Origin of the sequence: Acinetobacter sp. 243_ASPC (genome assembly GCF_001054715.1) — a bacterium.
GTDB lineage: Bacteria > Pseudomonadota > Gammaproteobacteria > Pseudomonadales > Moraxellaceae > Acinetobacter > Acinetobacter soli.
Map to the genome: position 1 here is coordinate 1 of NZ_JVOR01000032.1, position 17,789 is coordinate 17,789.

General features: G+C 41.5%; 19 protein-coding genes and 1 pseudogene. 5 read left to right on the forward strand and 15 right to left on the reverse strand.

Annotation, left to right across the window (positions count from 1 at the left end; genetic code table 11):
• Nucleotides 1-113: 113 nt before the first annotated feature.
• On the forward strand, nt 114-326 hold the full coding sequence (locus ADA42_RS02945) for a hypothetical protein (protein WP_048763524.1): 213 nt from the start codon (nt 114-116) through the stop codon (nt 324-326).
• A 118-nt stretch (nt 327-444) separates the two neighbouring features.
• Here the strand turns inward: ADA42_RS02945 and ADA42_RS02950 are convergent.
• From ADA42_RS02950 to ADA42_RS02965, 4 genes and pseudogenes are all read right to left on the reverse strand, one after another.
• Nucleotides 445-897: pseudogene (locus ADA42_RS02950) on the reverse strand (SOS response-associated peptidase family protein); the annotation flags it as partial.
• 136 nt (nt 898-1,033) lie between these two features.
• Nucleotides 1,034-3,196, reverse strand: a complete 2,163-nt coding sequence (locus ADA42_RS02955) for a malate synthase G (protein WP_048763527.1) — start codon at nt 3,194-3,196, stop codon at nt 1,034-1,036.
• Nucleotides 3,197-3,542: 346 nt separating this feature from the next.
• Entirely contained in the window at nt 3,543-4,685 is a 1,143-nt protein-coding gene (gene zapE, locus ADA42_RS02960) for a cell division protein ZapE (RefSeq protein WP_048763528.1), read from the reverse strand.
• Nucleotides 4,686-4,773: 88 nt separating this feature from the next.
• Nucleotides 4,774-5,784, reverse strand: coding sequence for an AraC family transcriptional regulator (locus ADA42_RS02965; RefSeq protein WP_048763530.1), 1,011 nt, complete (start codon nt 5,782-5,784; stop codon nt 4,774-4,776).
• A gap of 153 nt (nt 5,785-5,937) precedes the next feature.
• Between ADA42_RS02965 and ADA42_RS02970 the strand changes: the two genes are divergently transcribed.
• On the forward strand, nt 5,938-7,449 hold the full coding sequence (locus ADA42_RS02970) for a flavin-containing monooxygenase (protein ID WP_048763531.1): 1,512 nt from the start codon (nt 5,938-5,940) through the stop codon (nt 7,447-7,449).
• Nucleotides 7,450-7,495: 46 nt separating this feature from the next.
• On the forward strand, nt 7,496-8,404 hold the full coding sequence (locus ADA42_RS02975) for a lysine exporter LysO family protein (protein ID WP_025095503.1): 909 nt from the start codon (nt 7,496-7,498) through the stop codon (nt 8,402-8,404).
• Here ADA42_RS02975 and pyrF read toward each other — a convergent pair.
• Both pyrF and ADA42_RS02985 read right to left on the reverse strand, forming a co-directional pair.
• Nucleotides 8,401-9,132, reverse strand: a complete 732-nt coding sequence (gene pyrF / locus ADA42_RS02980; RefSeq protein ID WP_004948107.1) for an orotidine-5'-phosphate decarboxylase — start codon at nt 9,130-9,132, stop codon at nt 8,401-8,403. The two genes, ADA42_RS02975 and pyrF, sit on opposite strands and share 4 nt — an antisense overlap.
• Before the next feature lie 64 nt (nt 9,133-9,196).
• Nucleotides 9,197-9,745: a helix-turn-helix domain-containing protein gene (locus ADA42_RS02985; protein ID WP_048763533.1), complete on the reverse strand. Its 549-nt coding sequence runs from the start codon at nt 9,743-9,745 to the stop codon at nt 9,197-9,199.
• Between the two features lie 88 nt (nt 9,746-9,833).
• Here ADA42_RS02985 and ADA42_RS02990 point away from each other — a divergent pair, with 88 nt between their 5' ends.
• Together ADA42_RS02990 and ADA42_RS02995 are read left to right on the forward strand one after the other, a co-directional pair.
• Nucleotides 9,834-10,490, forward strand: a complete 657-nt coding sequence (locus tag ADA42_RS02990; protein WP_048763535.1) for an AzlC family ABC transporter permease — start codon at nt 9,834-9,836, stop codon at nt 10,488-10,490.
• Complete coding sequence (locus tag ADA42_RS02995) at nt 10,487-10,813, forward strand: AzlD domain-containing protein (protein WP_025095499.1); 327 nt, start codon at nt 10,487-10,489, stop codon at nt 10,811-10,813. Before ADA42_RS02990 ends, ADA42_RS02995 begins: the two co-directional genes overlap by 4 nt.
• Before the next feature lie 73 nt (nt 10,814-10,886).
• Here ADA42_RS02995 and ADA42_RS03000 read toward each other — a convergent pair whose 3' ends face one another.
• The 9 genes from ADA42_RS03000 to ADA42_RS03040 all read right to left on the reverse strand — a co-directional run bounded on the left by ADA42_RS03000 (nt 10,887) and on the right by ADA42_RS03040 (nt 17,760).
• Complete coding sequence (locus ADA42_RS03000) at nt 10,887-11,252, reverse strand: lipopolysaccharide assembly protein LapA domain-containing protein (protein ID WP_004938696.1); 366 nt, start codon at nt 11,250-11,252, stop codon at nt 10,887-10,889.
• Between the two features lie 28 nt (nt 11,253-11,280).
• Nucleotides 11,281-11,586 (reverse strand): integration host factor subunit beta, encoded by a 306-nt coding sequence (locus ADA42_RS03005; RefSeq protein WP_004938699.1) that lies wholly within the window; start codon nt 11,584-11,586, stop codon nt 11,281-11,283.
• Between the two features lie 157 nt (nt 11,587-11,743).
• Nucleotides 11,744-13,417 carry a 30S ribosomal protein S1 gene (gene rpsA / locus ADA42_RS03010; RefSeq protein WP_004938702.1) on the reverse strand — a complete coding sequence of 558 codons (1,674 nt, stop codon included), beginning with the start codon at nt 13,415-13,417 and terminating at the stop codon, nt 11,744-11,746.
• 113 nt (nt 13,418-13,530) lie between these two features.
• Entirely contained in the window at nt 13,531-14,211 is a 681-nt protein-coding gene (gene cmk / locus ADA42_RS03015; RefSeq protein ID WP_004948118.1) for a (d)CMP kinase, read from the reverse strand.
• A gap of 10 nt (nt 14,212-14,221) precedes the next feature.
• Nucleotides 14,222-14,656 (reverse strand): SRPBCC family protein, encoded by a 435-nt coding sequence (locus tag ADA42_RS03020; protein WP_004938706.1) that lies wholly within the window; start codon nt 14,654-14,656, stop codon nt 14,222-14,224.
• Nucleotides 14,657-14,756: 100 nt separating this feature from the next.
• Complete coding sequence (gene tadA, locus ADA42_RS03025; protein ID WP_004948121.1) at nt 14,757-15,269, reverse strand: tRNA adenosine(34) deaminase TadA; 513 nt, start codon at nt 15,267-15,269, stop codon at nt 14,757-14,759.
• A gap of 5 nt (nt 15,270-15,274) precedes the next feature.
• Nucleotides 15,275-16,399 (reverse strand): enoyl-CoA hydratase/isomerase family protein, encoded by a 1,125-nt coding sequence (locus ADA42_RS03030; protein WP_004948124.1) that lies wholly within the window; start codon nt 16,397-16,399, stop codon nt 15,275-15,277.
• The gene (gene ung, locus ADA42_RS03035; protein ID WP_004938711.1) at nt 16,396-17,109 is read right to left on the reverse strand and encodes a uracil-DNA glycosylase; all 714 of its coding nucleotides are present in this window, start codon (nt 17,107-17,109) and stop codon (nt 16,396-16,398) included. Before ung ends, ADA42_RS03030 begins: the two co-directional genes overlap by 4 nt.
• A 54-nt stretch (nt 17,110-17,163) precedes the next feature.
• Nucleotides 17,164-17,760, reverse strand: a complete 597-nt coding sequence (locus ADA42_RS03040; protein ID WP_025095495.1) for a 6-pyruvoyl trahydropterin synthase family protein — start codon at nt 17,758-17,760, stop codon at nt 17,164-17,166.
• Nucleotides 17,761-17,789: the final 29 nt, after the last annotated feature.

Consider the following 17,789-nt stretch of genomic DNA (forward strand, 5'->3'; position numbering starts at 1 on the left):
TGTTGCGGTGAAGAGACAGAGCAAGATCGATTAGCATCTCCATCACTCAATAGATTTCTTAATAGAATATTTGATGAAGAATATGAACCAGAAGAAGCTGAAGGAGGTTGATTATGGGAATTGCAATTGATTTAACAAATACTGAACGTCGTATTTCAACTGCCGAGTTTGCTTTGAGAATGAATATTTCAAAAAAGGAACTTTATGCCAGAATTAATGACGGTCGTATCCAATCGCCAAAAAAAGATGGGCGAAAAAACTATTGGTTGAATAGTTATGTTTTAGAATGTATTGTTAGGCCAGATGACGACAAGATAAGTTCATAAAATACAGGTCGCAAATAGCGACCTTTTTCTTTCAATAAAAATAAATGTGAGTAATATTGTGAGTAATAAATAACAATAAAATATTTTTAATATTATATTACAACAACTTAAATCAACAATGATGACTTGCATCCATGGTAATCATGGTCGCTGAACGAATCACCTGGTCATCAATCTTGCAAATCTCATAAAGTGCCGCAATAAAAAACGCTTTTTTATCCTTACGCCTTACACACCAACGCTGTGGTTTGCCTTGAATATATTTGGCTTCATAAAACTCAGTGACTGGAATCACGCCAAATTGACATTTGGTGGTTGGCTCAAAAAAACTTGCTTTCTGTAGTAGCGTTTCACTTCTGGCATTATAAGTTTTCTTGGCGATCGTAAGATCTGTTGCCCATTTAGGTACTAGACCAAACATGACCTCGCGCCATTGATATTCACCGTCTTTTTTAAACATTAATGGCAAGCTATAGCCCGGATAAACCTCATCCACATATTCAAAATCAATCATGGGCAACTGCTGTTGTTTCAATTGCTCCAATGTCAACGGTTTAAAATTGGCACACATTAATGTTATCTGATGACCTATTTTGATTGGTGTCTTAGTGTAAAACCGAGACGGATTGAGGGTCAATTGATTACACATAAATCGATAAAAAAGCCGCAACATATGTTGCGGCTTTTCGCGGCACACGGCAGCTTACTTAGTCGCCTGTGTAACCTTTAAGTTTTAAACGTGCAGCATGTAGTAGAGGTTCGGTATAACCTGAAGGTTGTTCACCACCTTTAAAAATCAAATCTGAAGCAGCTTGGAATGCAATTCCTTCAAATCCAGGCGACATCGGCGTGTACTCTGGATCATTGGCATTTTGTTCATCCACTACTTTCGCCATACGCTTAAGCACCTCTTCAACCTGTGATTTTGTCACGATACCGTGACGCAGCCAGTTTGCAACGTGCTGTGAGGAAATACGTAAAGTCGCGCGATCTTCCATTAGACCAACGTTATTAATGTCTGGCACTTTCGAACAACCCACACCTAAATCAACCCAGCGTACAACATAACCAAGAATACCTTGGCAGTTATTTTCTAGCTCTTTGGTAATTTCATCGGCAGACCAGTTGGTTTCTATGGCTAATGGTGGTGTCAGCAAGTCATCAAGTGAAATCGGCTGTGTACTTAACAGCTCTTGTTGACGCTCTGTGACATTGCACTGATGGTAATGGATGGCATGGATCACCGCACCAGATGGTGAAGGCACCCAAGCACATGATGCACCTGCTTCAGGATGTTCAATCTTGGTGTTATACATGTCTAGCAGCATGTCTGGTTTTGGCCACATGCCCTTGCCAATTTGTGCTTTTCCACGTAAACCTGCTTGCAAACCAATCATAACATTGCGGTTTTCATAAGCTGGGAACCATTTTTGTCCTTTGATCTCACCCTTACGAACAAAAGGACCGGCTTCCATGAAAGTATGAATCTCATCACCAGTACGGTCCATGAAGCCTGTATTAATAAAGATGGTACGATCTTTGGCTTGGGCAATACAGTTTTTCAGGTTGACTGAAGTACGACGCTCTTCATCCATAATACCGACTTTGAGCGATTTTTCAGGTAAGCCAAGCGCCTTTTCAACGCGCTCAAACAGCTCAACCGTAAATGCAACCTCCTCTGGGCCATGCATTTTTGGTTTTACAATATACATCGATCCTTTGCGCGAGTTCTTAATGGTATTTTGACCTTTAATATCCACCACGGAAAGCAGTGGCGTAATCAAGGCATCCATAATACCTTCGTAAATTTCTTCACCATCAACCAAAATTGCAGGGTTAGTCATCAGGTGCCCCACATTACGTAGCAGCATCAACGAACGGCCATGTAAAGTTGTGGTTCCACCAATCAAGTTTTTACATGTACGATCTTCACTGAGTTTACGTGTGATAGTTTTGCCATTTTTTTCAATTGACTCTTGCAATGTGCCTTGCATGAGCCCTAGCCAGTTACGATAACCTTCGACTTTTTCCTCTGCATCTACCGCAGCGACTGAATCTTCTAAATCCTGAATGGTCGTGATCGCAGCTTCAAGCACAAGGTCTTTCACCCCTGCTGCATCTGTTTGACCAATTGGACTGGTCGCATCAATTTCGATAATGACATGTAAACCATTATTTTTAAGCACGATTTCAGTTGGTGCTTGTTCATCGCCATTAAAACCAACAAATAAGGCTTCATGTTTCAAGGTCGTGTTTTCACCAGATTTTAGTTGAATCACCAGTGCATTGTGCTCAACGCTATATTTCACTGCATCTGAATGAGAGCCTTGTGCCAATGGGAATGTTTCGTCTAGAAAGTTTTTTGCAAATGCAATCACTTTGGCACCACGCGCAGGATTGTATCCCTTGCCTTTCTCAGCTCCTCCTTCTTCAGAGATCACATCAAAGCCATATAGCGCATCATAGAGTGATCCCCAACGCGCGTTGGCAGCATTCAGTGAATAGCGTGCATTACGCACAGGAACCACCAATTGTGGTCCAGCCAGCAGTGCAATTTCTTCATCCACATTCTCTGTGGTAATTTGAAAATCTTCGACTTCAGGTAATAAATAACCAATTTCTTTGAGAAAGGCTTTATAAGCACCTAGTTCAAATGTGTTATTGCGATGCCATTCATCAATTTGAGCTTGTAAATCATCTCGCTTCGCCAAAAGTGCCTTATTTTTTGGGCTTAGATCGACAACGACCTGCTCAAAGTTTTTCCAGTAGGTTTCACTGTCTAACCCCGAAGCAGTTAACGCTTCATTTTCTATAAAATCGTAAAGTTCTTTCGCAATCGCGAGCTTGCCTTTTTGAATACGTGCCGTCATCGTCTTTCCTGATATTGCTACTTTTTATACAAGAGATTCTAGTATAACCATTTATACCATCCTGAATAGCAGAATCACATTGTGAAATAACAAACATTTCACAGTAAAATTAAGCACCCAATTTACTTCGTTGTGTCTTGCAATCTCAGAAACTGAATTCTTGATTTAAAGTATATAAAGTATGATCCATGTTAAAAAATAGCCAAAATTGGCTGGTTTATTCAACATATCCAAAACAACATGATTAGTTATAGCAAAATTTTTAGATTATTAAACAGATTTGAAAAATAATTTTTATGTGGATTTAAATATAATAAGGCATTCAAAATGAATGCCTTATCTTTAATTATGATGTTTTTGCGTCATCAATTTGTCGGTGAGCTGCGTGTAAATAATCGTCCGACTGCATTTCAAGCAAACGCGAACGGGTTCGCTCAATTTCAAACGCCAGTTTCTCGCCTTCGTATAACTCAATAATTGAATCTTGCGAAGTAAGTAGGAGCTTTACGCCGCGATCGTAAAATTCATCAACCAGATAAATAAAACGACGTGTGCCTTCGGAGAGGTAATCATTAAGATGCGGAACATTGCTTACCAAGACTGTATTGTAGATATTGGCAATCTCAATAAAATCGGCTGGACTACGTGGCTTAACACACAATTCTGAAAATTCACACCACAGTACATCTTCGGTATGGCCTAAGGTTTCGACAATCCGGTTATTAATGGTAATCAGCTCTTGAGAAACCGTTTGTGAACGGGTAATTGCCTCAAAACGCTGTGTCATCCACTCACTTGCATCGGCACTTAACGGATATTTAAACAGCTGTGCCTGCTTGAGAACACGAAGTCGATAATCCACACCTGCATCGACATTTAAAATAGTACAGTTTTTTTGCAATAAATCGATGGTAGGTAAAAAGCGATCACGGTGAATACCGTTTTTATATAATCCTTCCGGTGCAATATTGGAGGTAGCCACCAAAGTCACGCCACGCGCAAACAGCTTTTGAAACAGGTCACTTAAGATCATAGCATCGGTGACATTCGATACAAAAAACTCATCAAAGCAGATAATCACGGCATCTTTATAAATTTTGTCTGCAACTTGATCGAGAGGATTACGCTGCCCCGAAAGCTTGTTGAGCTCACGATGTACATGCTGCATGAAATGATGAAAATGCATGCGTGTTTTACGACGAAATGGAATTGACTCAAAAAATTGATCCATCAGCCAAGTTTTGCCACGTCCAACACCGCCCCACATATATACACCTTTTGGTGAAGTTTGACGGCGAAAACGGCGAAAAGCCTTTTTAGATGCCTTATAACGATTTAACAGTTCTTGCCAAACACGCTCAAGCTCACTGACCGCTTGGGCTTGAGCTTCATCTGGCATGAATTGTCCGGACGCTAGCGCTTGTGCATAGCGTTCTGCTGGCGATAAGGGCGTAAAAGCGGTATTGTGCGAAGCGCTACTATTTGACATATCGTTCTGTGCTATCTGGGTCTGATGAAAAGTATATTAGATGTTGGTTGAATACATATAGAACTTTAGCTGCATAATGCAACACAACTTATTTACCATAGCGCCGGGGGCTTTGTCCAAACCATCGCTTAAACGCATGATTAAATGCAGCAGGTTCAGAGTAACCAAGCAATTCAGCAATCATTTCAATTGAGTATTCTTTATATTCCATAAGTTTGAGTGCTTTATCCTTAATTAATTGTTCACGTATTTTTTTATAGCTGGTATCGTGTTGCTGTAATTGGTGTCGAAGTGTTCGCTCAGGTATATTTAGCGCAAAAGCCGTTTCTGCCATCGTTGGAATAACACCTTGTTGTAACTCCAGATAATCATGCACTTGCTGCACGAGCAGTGGTTGCTTTTTTTGCTCGGCATTTAAGCGATCAATTTCTGTCTGGCATTTCACCTCATATACACGATGCGTAATTGCATCGGCAGATGGAATTGTTACATCCAACACATCCGCATCAAGACTAAAAGCCGCACACGTATGGCCAAAATGCAGATTAGGACCATAATAATCGTAATATTGATGCAGTATTTGAAGATCCTGAGGTGCTGAAAATGGCAATTCAACCCGAATCTCTGGCGCCATGAGCCCCATCATTTTATAAATATCTTGAATAAATTTATAAGTGCCTGAGACTTCACACTGTGCTCTGAGCAAACCTATTGAAGAGTTTAAATCTGATGGTCGGTATACCAAAGAAGTTTTTGCTGTGGTCGTGATTAGGTCTAGTTCACCTGAAAGATGAGTCAGTTTTTGATATTCAATGCCTTTACAAATCGCTGTGCGGATACTGTCACTCGTAACAAGCAGCATCAATAGAGGGCCATAACCTGCCAATGCATAATGCTGCCCAATAAACAGTCCGTTTTCAGGCGCAACATCTTTTCCAATCACATACTGGATGTCCCACTCAAGTGAGTCATGAATGATCGAGTTCGGATCGATTGCATCGAGCTTAATTCCAATGGATGCCAAGCGTGTATCTACGTCGATACCCGCATTTCGCATACCTTGGATAAGATACATAAGTCCGAGGATGGAGCGCTTCATTCTTTCAACTATATTAAAACTACCAAAATGTTTTACTATAAATACCAATTAATTTTAATTGCCGAATCTATCAATTTTAATGGCAGTGCAATCATGGAATTTACAGATAGCAGTCTTTAATCTCATGCTTAAGGTTTAACCAAGGAATAAATCATGCAGCATGCATCCCATCAAAAGATTCAAACAATAAAGATTGCCATTATTGGAGCAGGTTTTGGCGGTTTAGCCATGGCCATTCGACTACTCCAAAACAATATTCGTGATTTTGTCGTGTTAGAAAAAGCAGCAGATTTAGGTGGAACATGGCGAGACAATCAGTATCCAGGGGCAGCCTGCGATGTTCAGTCGCATATGTATTCCCTTTCATTCGCTCCCAAAACTGACTGGTCTAAACGCTATGCAGAAGCCGATGAAATTTTTGGATATATGCAAGATCTAGCAGCGCGTTATCAATTCAAAGAATTTTGTCGTTTTGAACATGAAGTCATTTGCGCAAAATATGATGAAGATGGATGTTATTGGCATATCGACATTAAAGACCAAGCACCACTTCAAGCCCAATTCTTAATTTTTGCTTCGGGGCCTTTACATGTTCCGCAAATCCCGCATATTCAAGGCATTGAAACATTCAAAGGAAAAGTGTTTCACTCATCTCAATGGGATCACAGCTACGATCTAAGTAATAAACATGTTGCATCGATTGGCACAGGTGGTAGTGCAATTCAATATATCCCCGAAATTGCACCTCAAGTCAAACAGCTTTACGTGATGCAGCGCACTGCAGCATGGGTTATTCCGCGCGATGAACGACGTTATTCAAAGCTGGATCAAGCATTATTTAAACACTCTGAAGCGTATCGCAAGCTGCATCGTACTCGACTGTACTGGAGTAATGAATCGCGGGTTGTACCGATTGTTAAACCCACCATTATGAAATACGGGCAAAAACTGGCAGAAGCATTTATTCGTTATCAGGTAAAAGATAAACAACTTGCCCAAAAACTTACACCCGATTTTGTCATGGGGTGTAAGCGAATTCTAATATCGAACAAATACTTCCCGACGTTTAATCGAGAAAATGTAGAACTTGTTACAGACGGCATTCGGGAATTAAAAGCACATAGCATAGTGACCAATGACGGTAAAGAACGCCCCATTGACTGTTTGATCTATGGCACGGGCTTTGTAACCGATCCGCGCATTTATCTAAAAAAGTTTGAATGCTATGGCAAGCAAAATATCGAACTCAAAACAGCGTGGAAAAATGGTCCAGAAAGCTATTATGGTATTTGTACAGCAGGCTTTCCAAATCTGTTTCAGTTACTCGGCCCCAATACCGTATTGGGTCATAATTCAGTGATTTTCATGATTGAATCACAAGTCGAGTATATTCTACAGTTAATTAGAAAAGTCGATCTGTCACAATGCAGCGCCATTGAGGTTAAACAAGAACAACAAGATCGATTCAATCAAAAAATTCAACAGCAATTGCAAGGTACGGTATGGCAAGCAGGAGGATGTGTCAGTTGGTATCAAACCCAAGAAGGAAAAAACTTTTCACTCTGGCCAACGTATACTTGGCAATACTGGCTTCAAACCCGTAAAGTTGATATCGCGGATTATCATCTCTGGTCAAGTCGGGATGCAAAAAAGATTGCAGTATAATTGATGATCGTCATAATAAGTAAGTTGTCTACAGCTTACTTATTTCATGCAATCTCTTCTTCTTATTACACAAATTTTAATTGTAGGTACTCTGGGTTATTTTTTGGGGCCTCGTTTATCTCAAACATTGCAGAAGCTCGTATTTAAAGTACTGCCTTATTTTTCTTATTTGCTACTTATGGCGGTCGCTTTTGAATTTAGCTTTGCATTTCATCAGCTCAAAGATCCACAACAAATTTTGCCAACTGCGCTGATTCTGGCTTTCACGACCACATGTGCTTCGTTTGTAGTGTGTATGCTTGCCTATCAGCTTTTAGATCGTGATAGCGTGCAAGGTAAAATTTCATTTTCACTATTTTTAAACGCAATTAAAAATATCAGTCATGCCTGTCTGGCCTTAATGCTAGGGGGAGCTATTGGCGCCATCTGTTTATGGCAAAACTGGGATCCGCACTTTAATAGCTGGTATTTATTGTTATTGTTTATTTTCCTCATTGGGATTGAACTGGCTTTTACACGCTTAGACAGATCATGGCTCAGCTGGAAAATACTGGTGGTGCCATGTGCTGCAATTTTAGGGTCTTGCTTGGCAGCGTTGGGATGTCATTACTTTCTACATGACCTTTCACTTAAAGAGACCTTCGCGCTCTCCCAAGGGTACGGCTGGTACTCGATGTCTGGTATTTTACTGACACAGCTACATTCTAGTGAACTCGGTGGAATGGCGCTCTTGACCGATCTGTTTCGCGAAATTTTTGCAATATTGTTGATGTATTGTTTTGGCTGGCGATTCCCTCGCTCGGCAATTTCTAGCGCAGGCGCTACATCGATGGATGCTACGCTGGCCATGGTCAAGCAGTCATGCGGCACACATTATGTGCCGTATGCGATGGTCAGCGGCATTATTCTGTCATTGCTTGCACCAATTCTGATGAGTTTGGTGCTTATGCTTTAAGCAAGGCTAGATAAAATACTTTTGAGCATTTCATTTGGATTTTCTGCACGCGTGATTGGGCGACCAATCACCAAGTGCGTCGAGCCATCCAGCATGGCCTGTTTCGGTGTCACGATGCGCTTTTGATCATCAGCATTGGCGCCTTCAGGTCGAATACCTGGGGTCACCAACGCAAAATCTTGACCTAAAAGATCACGCAACATCTTTGCTTCTTGCGCCGAACATACCACACCATCAAGACCGCTTTCTTTAGTAAGTTGAGCTAAGCGTTTTACCTGTTCAGACGGCTCAATATCTAGACCAATATCACGTAAATCTTCACGACCCATCGAGGTTAATACAGTCACGGCAATCAGTTGTGTCTGATAGTTTCCTGCTTTAAGACGTTCAACGCAGGTTTCCATCATTTTACGACCACCCGAGGCATGAACGTTCACCATCCACACCCCCAAATCTGCTGCCGCACATACGGCTTGTGCTGTGGTGTTTGGAATGTCATGAAATTTCAAATCGAGGAATAGTTCAAAACCGCGATCTTGCAAAATTCTGACTGTTTGCGGCCCATCGTGAGTAAATAGCTCCTTGCCTACTTTGACACGACAAAGTGATGGATCGAGCTGATCTACAATGCTCAAAGCGTCATATTGGCTCTTTGCGTCTAAGGCAACAATAATACTCACGAATCTAATTCCACAGCTTAAAATTCGGGTAATTATAGATGTATTCATGCTTTGCACAAAGCATGAATGTGGTTTTTATTAAAAAAAGCGTCTAAGACAAGTCCAATCGACCTTATCTTTGTTCAGAGATCAGTATTGCACGCGTATCTGCTTCAAGCGCCTCAAAAATGTGTTCCTGATCGGCCGGATAACAAATGTAATCACCCTCGTTCAGAATCTTAGGCTCAGATGTCAGCCCCACTCTGGCTTGCCCTTTCATAATGACAATGTGCTCAACACTTCCAATCGGATGTGGATGACTTAATCTTGGTTCTCCCGGTTGCGTGGTTAAAATATATAGGTCTCGACGAGCACCCGTCGGACATACCGCAAGAAGGATGGCCTGATAGTGCGCTACTTCGGATGAAACCGATGGCCCCTCGCCAAATCGAATAATTTGAGTCTGGGGGCTATGACTTTCCATTAATTTTGCAAAAGGAATATCCAGTGCAACACACAGCGCCCATAATGTCTCAAGGCTTGGATTACCTTGAGCAGCTTCAAGTTGCGATAAGGTAGATTTTGCAACTCCAGCGCGCCGTGCTACTTCTGCCAGTGACAAACTAGCTTTTTGTCTTTCTCGCTGTAAATTTTTAGAGACAATTTCAATGGGCAACGACATAACTCACCATAAAAAACGATTGTTCGTTTTGACGAACGATGTAGAATAAACTATTATAACGTACGTTCGTTTGATATAAAAAACAATCATGTCAACCAAAACATACATTTCTCTCGCTAAAGCCATCATATTAATTTCAATTGCGATTGGTATCGTTGGTCTATCACTTGGCTCGGTCGCTGCCAGCTTTGGGCTTCCTATGTGGATTCCAGTACTGTTATCTGTGAGTGTTTTAGCGGGCGCGGCAGAGTTTACTTTTATTGGTATGGTTGCTTCTGGTGCACATCCAATTTTTGCGGCATGTACAGGTATCCTGATTAATTTACGTCACTTGCCTTTTGGCTTATCAGTCGCAGAATTTATCCAAAATAATCGTTTAAAATTTTTGGCCTGCCATATTATGAATGACGAAAGTGTCATGTTCGGTTTAAGTCAATCGGATCTGGCACTCAAAGCTAAGGCCTACTGGTTCTGCGGTATTTGCGTTGCAATTTTTTGGCCTTTAGGCGTTATCTTAGGCTATATTTTGGGTCGATTTATTCCAGATATTTATGCGTTTGGTATCGATGCCGCTTTTCCAGCAATTTTATTTGCGCTTATCATGCCGATGTTAAAAAACAAGACCACCCGGAAACGCGCTTTTCTTGGTGCAGGACTTTCGCTGACCTCAATCCCGTTTCTTGCAACAGGATTGCCTGTTTTAGTTTCAATGTTGGGCCTTTTACTCGGAAGAAAATCAAAATGAATACTAATGAAATCATTATTTTTATTGGAATAATCGTGCTTTCAGCGGGTACTTATCTGATTCGTTATACTGGCTTCTACCTTGCCCACCAAATTTCGTTTCAAGAAAAACACAAACAACTCATGTCTGATGCTGCATGCGTATTGTTATTCACGTTAGCCGTTTTTAACACGTTATTTGAACAAGATCAGTTTAGTGGAATGAGTAAGCTAATCGGTGTGCTCGTGGCAATCGGTATTGCTTGGAAAAATGGCTCTTTGGTATTTGTCATTCTTTCAGCCGTAGGCACCACTGCAATTTTACGCTTTCTCGGAATTAAATAAAAAAATGGCCCTTAGATAAGAGAGCCATTTTATTTGTAATCATCACAACTTAAAAAACTAGTCTGTATGCTATTTAAAGTGGATTACGGTTTTGAGGTTCAGGTTGCACATCTAATACGGTTTTTTCATGTCTTACACTGGCTGCGGCCTCGGCAGCAGCGATCTGAGCAGTTTGAATCTGCTCTTTACGTAAGTATTCAATATCTTTACGTAGTCTTTTAATTTCCCAGCTTTTCTGGATTACCTTAAAGACTAACACCCCTAACAATAGGCCGATGACAACGCCGAGCACCAAAGTCAGTAAGAGTAACAAGCCCAATCGCATAGCAGGAACTTGAGTAAACAATAAGTCGACCGGTAATTCTGTTGGATTTTGAAGTACCAATGCTAATGAATATCCGAACAAAATAACGAGTAATGCGACAAGTATATAACGCATAAAGACCTCATTTTATTGAGTTTATAATTTATTTAGTAATTGCCTCATTCACGGCATCACGAAGTGCTTTACCGGGCTTAAAATGAGGAACAGCTTTTGCAGCAACTTCAACCGATCTGCCTGTTTTAGGGTTACGGCCTACACGAGGTTCTCTATGATGCAACGCAAAGCTCCCAAAACCACGAATCTCGATACGATTATCATTTGATAATGCATCGATCATTTGGTCGATCATGATTCTGACTGCTTCTTCAACCAAAGGTTCAGCCAAATGTGGATTTTTTAAAGCAATACGTTCTATTAAGTCAGACTTGTTAAGTGCTTCAGTAGTCATCGATGACCTCTTTAATTATTGCTGCTTTGAATTAAGTTTTATAATAACCTGTTTAAATACAAAACGGTAGCGCAGTACACTAATACTACGCTACCGTTTACAGTAATTGTATAAAAAGTACCAATTAGTTACACTAACCGTACTTTTTTAACAGTACTTATTTCATTTGCGCTTTAATCAAGTCACCAATAGTCTTAGGACCATTGTCTTGAGATACAGAAGCTGTACGAAGGTTCGCAACCGCTTCTTTCTCTTCAGCTTCGTCTTTCGCTTTGATAGACAAGTTGATAGAGCGAGATTTACGATCTACGTTGATGATTTTCGCTTCAACTTCTTGACCAACTTCTAGGAACTTAGTTGCATCTTCAACGCGATCACGGTTGATTTCAGATGCTTTTAGTGTCGCTTCGATTTCGTCACCTAACTTAACAGTAGCGCCTTTAGCGTCTACAGCAGTTACAGTACCTTTAACCAACGCACCACGTTCGTTCGCAGCTAAGAAATCGTTGAATGGATCGCTGTTCAATTGCTTGATACCAAGGCTGATACGGTTGCCTTCAGCGTCTACAGACAAGATAACCGCTTCAACAGTGTCACCTTTCTTGTAACGACGGATAGCTTCTTCGCCTTGTTCGTTCCAAGAAATATCAGACAAGTGTACTAGACCGTCGATACCACCTGGTAAACCGATGAAGATACCGAAGTCAGTGATTGACTTGATCGTACCAGAAACTTTTTCGCCTTTCTCGTGTGCTTTAGCAAACTCTTCCCATGGGTTAGCACGAGTTTGTTTGATACCAAGAGAAATACGACGACGCTCTTCGTCCACTTCAAGAACCATAACATCAACTTCGTCACCAATCTGAACAACTTTAGATGGGTGGATGTTTTTGTTAGTGTGGTCCATTTCAGATACGTGAACAAGACCTTCAACGCCTTCAGCGATTTCTGCGAAGCAACCGTAGTCAGTCAAGTTAGTTACACGTGCTTTAACGATAGAACCTTTAGGGTAACGGCTCATGATCGCTAACCATGGATCTTCACCAAGTTGTTTAAGACCTAGTGATACACGGTTACGCTCGCGGTCAAATTTAAGTACTTTAACAGTAACTTCTTGACCCACTTCAACCACTTCAGATGGATGCTTGATACGTTTCCAAGCCATGTCTGTAATGTGAAGAAGACCATCAATACCGCCAAGATCAACGAACGCGCCGTAATCAGTAAGGTTTTTGATGGTACCAGTAACAGTTTGACCTTCTTCAAGCTGAGCAAGAAGCGCTTCACGGTCAGCTGAAGATTCAGCTTCCATTACCGCACGACGAGAAACAACAACGTTGTTGCGTTTTGCATCAAGCTTGATTACTTTGAACTCGAGCTCTTTACCTTCAAGGTGAGTCGTGTCACGGATAGGACGAGTGTCAACCAATGAACCTGGTAGGAACGCACGAACTGGACCGATGTCAACAGTGAAACCGCCTTTTACTTTACCAGAGATAACACCAGTAACGATTTCGCCGTCTTCAAAGATTTTTTCAAGTTTAGTCCAAGTTTCAGCACGTTTAGCTTTTTCACGTGACAAAACTGTTTGACCCATACCGTTGTCAAGCGCTTCAACAACAACGTCAACAGTATCACCAACTTGAACTTCAAGTTCACGTTGATCATTTAAAAATTCAGTACGGTCAACAACGCCTTCAGATTTAAGGCCAGTGTCAACAGTTACCCAGTCACTATCGATGCTAACAACAACACCTTGGATGACTGCACCCTTTTCTACATTGAGGTTTAATTCACTTTCTTCAAAGAGGGCTGCAAAAGATTCGGTCATGATATACCTGATAAAGTCAGCGGTCTTGGATCAGACAAGGCCGGTTTAGTTAAGTCTCTACATAGTCCGTGTAAAACTGATCAAGCTATGCTTCAACTGATTGTTAATTTGTTTTAGGCCAGACGAAGATCGATGTAATCTATCATTAACTGAAAAACATCGTCGATAGATAACGCCGAACTGTCGATAATATAGGCATCGGGTGCAGGACGCAGAGGGGCAACCTCTCGTTCCATATCACGCTTATCACGTGCCTGTATATTGGCCAAAATGTCGTTTATTTTAACATCAAGCCCCATACCCTGCAACTGTTTTACACGGCGCTCTGCGCGAGATTCTGCCGATGCAGTGAGGTAAATTTTCGCTTGTGCTTCCGGAAAAATCGCAGTGGCCATATCACGACCATCGGCGACCAAACCAGGTGCTTGAATAAATGCGCGCTGGCGATCAAACAATGCTTGACGAAGCTCTGGCACAGCAGCCACCTTCGATGCGTATTCACCCACATGCTCTGTTCGAATCGTTTTGGTGACATCTTGCCCCTCCAGATCGATCGATATTCCACCAGATTGAGTATTAAATTGAATATCCAAATGCTGTGCAATCTTCACACATTCATCTAGCTGATCTGAAAGCTGATCGAGTAGCTGTTTGTTGTGCAATGACAGCCCCAGCAAACGATACAATGCGCCCGAGTCTAGAAGATGAAATCCGTAATGTGATGCAAGCTTTGCCGCAAGCGTTCCCTTACCTGATCCACTTGGACCATCGATTGTGATGATATGCGCTGTCATTGAATTATGGCTAACCTATCAATTTTGCTAATTTTGAAAAACCTAGTGTAATGGCTGACTTGAGTTGTGCAAGAATTAATTTACTTACAAAGGGTACTTTTGCTGTTAATTCAATCGTATAAATCACTCGCGTACGTGTATCTGAGAGTGCTTCAAACTCGATAATCCCAATATGATGCTTAATTAATGGATTATGAATCAATTTATATTCAATACGCTTATTTTCTTCTAAATAAGTGATTTCTTCTTGTATGGGTTTAACTGGACCCAACCCCATTCTTCGAATTGATCCAACTCCATCTGGCCGTGCTGGATCAGATGAGTCTTTCACACGCACAACCTGTATAGGAGCAAATAGCTTGTTATAGGCAGAGTGTTTAGACAAAACATCAAAAACCTGATCGATAGACGCATTAAATTCTTTTTTTACCGTTATTGCGTTCATATGCTTTCCTTTGACAATTCGAATTGTCAAATCAACATACTCAATTTAATGCAATTACGCAAGGTCATCATTTTCAGAAAATGTGTGCATTCAGGTCAATTTAATCTGAGCTTTGCGCACTATATTGCAATCGGAGTAATCGCTTTTGTTCACGGCGCTTTTTAAAAAAGTCACTCAGTTGAGTCGAACATTCTTCTTGCAAACACCCATACTCATAAATGAATTTATGGTTGAAATAGCCCAAGTTTAAAAGTTGACGCGCACTCACAAGCGAACCAGCTTTTGGCTCAGTAGTGGCAAACACGACGCGATGTATGCGCGCATGTACCAAAGCCCCCACGCACATTGTGCATGGCTCTAAAGTGACATAAAGGGTCGCATCTTCAGGGAGTCGATAATTCTGAATTGACTCGCATGCCATTCGGATGGCACGGATTTCTGCATGTGCAGTAGGATCATGCAAGCTGATTGGCGCATTATAACCTGAGCCAATGATCTTATTTTGGCTCACAATAATGGCACCCACTGGCACCTCGTTACATGCACCAGCAACAGCGGCTTGCTCGAAAGCAAGCCGCATCCACTGTTCATCTGTTTTTTTTTGATCAGACATTTTGCTTAATTCATAATGCCGTAATGCTTCAATAGCTCATTCCAGCTTGCAATATCCGTTACTGGCGGATGGTCACCTAAAATCCCTTTCAAACTTAAATCTTGGGTATTTTTCCATGCAGGAGACAAATCCTTATCGACCAGACGCGCACGCACTCCTTCTACAAAGTCAGGATGCCGAATTTTCCAGTCTGAGATTTGCGCTTCAAGCTTAAACACTTCGTCCCATGCATGTACTTTTCTGCCCCATTGCCACAACAACCAAGTGATTGCAGCAGTGCTTGGAGAGCCTTTTTGCAAGTTTTCACTGGCCTGACGTAGCCAGTCGCTTCGAGCATCGATTAACCCGACAATCGACTGATAATCCTGTTCGAAGTTTTGACCCTTACATACACTATGAATCACATCGAGTGAATTTTGTAGCGGACCCGCTGCAACAGGACGATGCAAACTATTTAACGTGTCATCAATGGCTCTAAAATTTCCTGCTGGATAATGAGTCCAGTCGATATCCAGTACTTTTTTAAGTACATTGTCACGCTGCGCATCACAAATGTGGGTCGCCCAGCCGATACTATAAGCCCCTGCCGCGGTCATGATGGAACCCGTTAATCCGGTAAACAACCCTACAGGCCCACGGTCGGCCAGAAAACGACTGGCTCCTACATCAGGATAAAGTCCGATATTGATTTCTGGCATTGCCAAGCGTGAGTACGGGGTCACCAGTCTGAACGGTGCAGCCATAAATAGACCAAGACCACCACCCATTACATAACCCTCACCCCAAACAATGATGGGTTTGGCATAGTTATGTAGCAGCAAATCAAGCGCATATTCTTTTTCAAAGAAACGATTTGCACTGTCGACTTCCTGATTAATCACCAGTTGTCTTAATTTGCGTACATCTCCACCTGCACAAAATGCTTTTGGCGTAGTGGAATCCAACCAAATGGCTTTTACTTCGTCATCTTCATGAAACTCTTCAAACACCTGCAACAGCGCGGTGACAATCGACTCATCAAGTGCGTGTAGGGATTTCGGACGGTTAAGACGGATAATACGCCAACCATTACTTGCTTCTTCAACAATTAAATCCGGATGATAACGTGTTACGTCGGAAGAATTACTCATGCGTCCAGCTGCCAGTCTATTGGCTCAATGCCATGTTGTTTCAGATAATTATTTGCTTTGGAGAATACTTTACATCCAAAAAATCCACCACGATTTGCAGCAAGTGGAGATGGATGCGCTGCTTTTAATACCAAATGTTTTTCACGATCAATACGCTGACCTTTACGTTGTGCGTAAGCACCCCATAAAATAAAAACAATATGTTCACACTGCTCATTCAATACATCAATCACGGCATCGGTAAACTGCTCCCAACCTTTGCCCTGATGTGAAGTCGGCTGTCCTGCCTCAACGGTTAAAACACTGTTCAGCAGTAATACACCTTGATCTGCCCACTTGGTTAAATCACCATGCTTGGACAATGGTATGCCTAAGTCAGTATTGAGCTCGTGAAAAATATTTCGAAGTGAGGGTGGCAGTGTAATGCCTTTTTGCACAGAGAAGCTTAGCCCATTGGCTTGGTTGGGCCCGTGATAGGGATCTTGTCCTAAAATCACCACTTTGACATCAGCCAACGGTGTTGTATTAAGCGCATTGAAGATTTGCTTACTTGGCGGATAGATGATCTTGTCTTGATTTTTTTGCTGCATCAAGAATTCACGCAGGTCATCCATGCGTGAACTTAACAAAAATTCCGCTAAAGAATACTTCCAACTTTCATCCAACTGAACTTTACTGAGTTTTTCATGTTGTTGCTCAGTCAACTGCATTTTTTCATCCTAAACGCTTATTTCATACCATGTAATGATGAGTGATAGGTTGAGTTAAACCTGAACCTGTAACTCAACCTGTGGATTTTTAAATCGATTACCTTGCTTTAACTTCTCATACATTAGTGCATCTGTCCATTCAGTTTGCACTTGTTCTGAGAAAATAATATCTTGCAAATGAAGTTGTCCCATTTGCGGGTTTTCAATATCTTCAATAAAGCTTTGCGCATATCCTGTATCTGTTTCATGCACAATCACAGAATATACCTCGACATCCCCTTCACCATTTTGCGTGATGGTTGAGTTAAGCACCTGTTGCGCTAGATAAAAGAAAATACGTGAAAATTGCTCCGCAGATGGTGACACTGGCAATGATACCCAACGCGCACTAAACTGTTTGCACGCCTGAATATATTCAGGACTGTCGTCTTGCCAGAAACAGATCGCATGATCAAAACTGTCATACAGCTCTTTAATCACACCTTTAAGCAACCCAAAATCGTAAACCATCTGACCATGATCGAGTTTATTGGCTTTAAGTAGCAATTCAACTTTATAGCTGTGACCGTGGATTGAACGTTTGCAACGATCTGAGGTACAGTTACGCACAATATGCGCATTTTCAAATTTGAATAACTTACGAATTAACATGCGTCCGATCAAACTTCGACAACTAGATC

Bases quoted from the DNA above. Each gene is read 5' to 3' on its own strand.
- ADA42_RS02945 (WP_048763524.1), top strand. From the start codon at position 114: ATGGGAATTGCAATTGATTTAACAAATACTGAACGTCGTATTTCAACT.
- ADA42_RS02955 (WP_048763527.1), bottom strand. From the start codon at position 3,196: ATGACGGCACGTATTCAAAAAGGCAAGCTCGCGATTGCGAAAGAACTT.
- zapE (WP_048763528.1), bottom strand. From the start codon at position 4,685: ATGTCAAATAGTAGCGCTTCGCACAATACCGCTTTTACGCCCTTATCG.
- ADA42_RS02965 (WP_048763530.1), bottom strand. From the start codon at position 5,784: ATGAAGCGCTCCATCCTCGGACTTATGTATCTTATCCAAGGTATGCGA.
- ADA42_RS02970 (WP_048763531.1), top strand. From the start codon at position 5,938: ATGCAGCATGCATCCCATCAAAAGATTCAAACAATAAAGATTGCCATT.
- ADA42_RS02975 (WP_025095503.1), top strand. From the start codon at position 7,496: ATGCAATCTCTTCTTCTTATTACACAAATTTTAATTGTAGGTACTCTG.
- pyrF (WP_004948107.1), bottom strand. From the start codon at position 9,132: ATGAATACATCTATAATTACCCGAATTTTAAGCTGTGGAATTAGATTC.
- ADA42_RS02985 (WP_048763533.1), bottom strand. From the start codon at position 9,745: ATGTCGTTGCCCATTGAAATTGTCTCTAAAAATTTACAGCGAGAAAGA.
- ADA42_RS02990 (WP_048763535.1), top strand. From the start codon at position 9,834: ATGTCAACCAAAACATACATTTCTCTCGCTAAAGCCATCATATTAATT.
- ADA42_RS02995 (WP_025095499.1), top strand. From the start codon at position 10,487: ATGAATACTAATGAAATCATTATTTTTATTGGAATAATCGTGCTTTCA.
- ADA42_RS03000 (WP_004938696.1), bottom strand. From the start codon at position 11,252: ATGCGTTATATACTTGTCGCATTACTCGTTATTTTGTTCGGATATTCA.
- ADA42_RS03005 (WP_004938699.1), bottom strand. From the start codon at position 11,586: ATGACTACTGAAGCACTTAACAAGTCTGACTTAATAGAACGTATTGCT.
- rpsA (WP_004938702.1), bottom strand. From the start codon at position 13,417: ATGACCGAATCTTTTGCAGCCCTCTTTGAAGAAAGTGAATTAAACCTC.
- cmk (WP_004948118.1), bottom strand. From the start codon at position 14,211: ATGACAGCGCATATCATCACAATCGATGGTCCAAGTGGATCAGGTAAG.
- ADA42_RS03020 (WP_004938706.1), bottom strand. From the start codon at position 14,656: ATGAACGCAATAACGGTAAAAAAAGAATTTAATGCGTCTATCGATCAG.
- tadA (WP_004948121.1), bottom strand. From the start codon at position 15,269: ATGTCTGATCAAAAAAAAACAGATGAACAGTGGATGCGGCTTGCTTTC.
- ADA42_RS03030 (WP_004948124.1), bottom strand. From the start codon at position 16,399: ATGAGTAATTCTTCCGACGTAACACGTTATCATCCGGATTTAATTGTT.
- ung (WP_004938711.1), bottom strand. From the start codon at position 17,109: ATGCAGTTGACTGAGCAACAACATGAAAAACTCAGTAAAGTTCAGTTG.
- ADA42_RS03040 (WP_025095495.1), bottom strand. From the start codon at position 17,760: ATGTTAATTCGTAAGTTATTCAAATTTGAAAATGCGCATATTGTGCGT.